Source organism: Pseudoxanthomonas sp. UTMC 1351 (genome assembly GCF_040948865.1).
GTDB lineage: Bacteria > Pseudomonadota > Gammaproteobacteria > Xanthomonadales > Xanthomonadaceae > Pseudoxanthomonas_A.
Map to the genome: position 1 here is coordinate 1 of NZ_JAVGJT010000066.1, position 3207 is coordinate 3207.

3 pseudogenes are annotated in these 3207 nt (G+C 60.0%); 2 read left to right on the forward strand and 1 reads right to left on the reverse strand.

Going from position 1 to position 3207, the window contains the following annotated elements:
• Positions 1-326 precede the first annotated feature (326 nt).
• Positions 327-1264 (forward strand): annotated as a pseudogene (locus AB6O04_RS20580) (transposase).
• A gap of 89 nt (positions 1265-1353) precedes the next feature.
• On the opposite strand, the pseudogene AB6O04_RS20585 reads toward AB6O04_RS20580, so the two are convergent.
• Positions 1354-2631, reverse strand: a pseudogene (locus tag AB6O04_RS20585) (IS110 family transposase).
• Between the two features lie 97 nt (positions 2632-2728).
• Here AB6O04_RS20585 and AB6O04_RS20590 point away from each other — a divergent pair.
• Positions 2729-3023: pseudogene (locus AB6O04_RS20590) on the forward strand (transposase); the annotation flags it as partial.
• Positions 3024-3207: the final 184 nt, after the last annotated feature.

Here is a 3207-nt window from a genome sequence, read left to right on the forward strand (position 1 = left end):
TACACTTCCATGAAGCAGTTCTGCGAGTCTCGCGGCACGACTGCCAACTCTGTGGCGGCATTTGTGAGTACTGTGGGCGAGTTGTCGGAGATGGGGGGGCGCTTGCTCAATCGAGCCGAAGCACACATGCGGGAGAAGGGGTACTTGGGCCCAGACGGATTGCTGACCCCAAAAGGAGTCGACCTGCATTCGAGTCTGCGAGCAGATAGTAGCCACTGACAACTGATCTGTTCGCCAACTATCTGAAGCGGAAGCGTAAGCTTCCACAGCACATGGACAGGCGATAAGTAGAACTTTCTGGCATGTTTTCACAACCAGGAGGTTCCATGAAGAAGTCGCGTTTTACCGAGACCCAGATCGTCTCGATCCTCAAACAGGCCGACGCCTGGGTACCGGCGAAGGACATCTGTCGGCAGGCGGGTATCAGCATAGCCACGTATTACCAATGGGGGGCGGCATGGAGGCGTCGGACCTGCGGCGTGTCAAGGAGCTGGAAGCCGAGAACGCCAAGCTCAAGCGTATGTACGCCGAGATGGCGTTGGACGTGGCCGCGATGAAGGATCTGATCGCAAAAAAACTGTAGGCCGGCCCAGAAGCGCGAGGCAGTGCGGTATCTGATGCAGGTACACGCGTGGCCGCTGCGTCGGTCTTGCGATTGTGTCGGCTTGTCCCGCGCGACTTTTTATCGTCCGCCGCTGGACTGGACCGTGCGTGATGCCGAGTTGATCGCGGCGCTGAGGGAGCTGGTTGAAGACCGGCCCAGTCGCGGCTTCTGGAAGTGCCGCAAGCGGCTTCGCCGGTTGCGGCCGGAGTGGAACCACAAGCGGATTTATCGGGTGTACAAGGCGATGCGATTGAGCCTGCGACGAGCCGCAAGGCGGCGTCTGCCCAAGCGCGAACGGGTCCGCTTTACGTACCGCGCTTGCCGGACACGGTCTGGTCCGGCGACTTCATGTCCGATGCGCTGGCCTGTGGTCGTCGCTTCCGCACCTTCAATGTCGTAGATGACTTCAACCGCGAGGCGCTGCACATCGAGGTGGACACCTCGATCACCTCCGCGCGCCTGGTGCGCATCTTCCAGCAACTGCAACGCGACCACGGCCTGCCGCAGGTGCTGCGCACGGATAACGTGCTAACTCTGGAGTCAAGCCGAATGCGGGGACGAGTCTGGTCGCAGGCGCAGCAAACGCCTGTCTCCAGATGTCGCCAACCGGCTCGAGAAATGACCCGTGGGCCTCCACGTCAACAAGATCCCCTGATCTGACCATAGTGAACACGAGGTCCGAACGGCCTCGAACGTGCCTAAAACAGCATGGAGTTCCCGTGGAAGGTCCGAGCATTATCTACAGGATCCTATGAGGTCCCAACGGCCCTACGGAGCGGAATCGATCCACGGGGTAAAGCGTTCTCGAAGTAGCAGCGATAGTGCGTTTGATGCTTGACCAGACCATAGGCTACGCGGGCCATTTTGGCAGCGACCGCGGTCAGCGCCTTGCGTTTGCGATCCGCATCGCGTGGATCGCACTCGACGTAACGTTCGTACTTGGCGCGGAAGCTGTTCTCCCGCATTCGCACCGCCACGGTGGCGGCGAACCAGAACGCGAACCGGAGCCGGGCATTACCGCGCTTGGATAGTCGCGCCTGCCCCTTGTGCTGACCGGATTGCGACTTCGCCAGATCGAGCCCGCAGTACTTGAGGAATTGCCGATGATGGCGGAAGCGTCGCAGATCGCCGCCCTCTGCCAGAATCGTCAAGGCCAGCACGGGGGCCGATGCCCGGCAAGGAACGCAGCGCTTGGTAATCCGCCCGGCCGCTCAGTAGCTGGTGCGCTTGATCGGCCAAGGCATCGCGTTGCTCAATAAGCTGCTGGAATCGACGCAGCTGAAGACGGAACGTCTCCACCTCGATCGAATCCTCGGCCACCGGAAGGCCAATGCTTTGCAGGGCGCAATCATACAGTTCGCGCAGCCAAGCGCGCTTGTTCACCTTGCGCCCCACCAGTTCCCAGGCTTGTTCGTGGAAGGCCTCGTAAGTCAGTGCGCGAATCGACGCGGCAGTCGGGAACCGCAGCATGAAGCGGGCAAACCAGTCCGCGTGCGCGCCATCGAAATAGCGCTCCACTTCGGGAAAGTACAGCGGCAGGTAATGCGTCATCAGGCTGTGCTGCAAGCGTATTCGCGCCAGACTGATCTGATAATGCGTCTTGGACAGCTCCTGCAGGCCGTGATGTCCGGCCACCAACGGATCCACGTAGCGTAGCGTGATGCCTTGCTTGAGCAACGCCAAGATCACCGTCGCGTCCTTCGGGTCATTCTTGTCCCACGAATTGAATACCGCTTCCCGGTAGCGCGCACCCGCCACCGAAGACACCCGACAGACCTCGAAGCCTTCCTGGAGAAGTCGATAGGCCATATTCGGTGGCAATCCCCGGTGGGCTCCATGGCCACCCTGATCGGCGCCGGCAGTCCCCGCAACAGGTCCACCAGTCGCTGATGGTCGTCTTGTGTGCTGACCATGCGGAATCGCTGATGCTTACCATCCGGCGTCTCAATCAGGACCGCGTGGTGGCGCTTGGCGATATCGACCGCGACCCAGGTGGCCGCAGGCGTAGTATCGGAACGTGCAGTCATCGTCAACGAACTCCTGTGGTGTGTGAGAACCCTCAGGATCATCTCGGAGACGATGGCTGCCCACCAAAAGATCATGCTTCCAGATGTACTACGGACCAGAGTTCCTGGGCGAAGCCTTCGTGCAATGGGCCAAGGCCAACGTCATGGCGATCCACTACATTCAGCCAGGCAAGCCCAATCAGAACACCTACATTGAACGCTTCAACCGTACCTTCCGCGAGGAAGTGCTCGACCAGCACCTGTTTGCTCGCATCGATGATGTCCGCGAGGCCGCCTGGTGGTGGATGATCGAATACAACGAACAACGTCCCCACGATTCCCTGGGCGATCTGACGCCCAAGGAATACCGTCAACGAATCGCTGGGAGTTCTACTTTTGAAGTGTCTACTTGACGGGGAAGCTTACGACCCCACATCCTGCCGCTGTCGAGGCGACTCCCCACACTTGCTATGTCAAAGCCTTCCAGCGCCGCCGCGGTTTTGTTCGCCCGACTGTCGGTGGCGGCATAGACGTTGGAGGTTGTGCAGCGAACCGGTAGCGCGCCATCGGAAACGTCATTCGGCATCCAAGCCAATT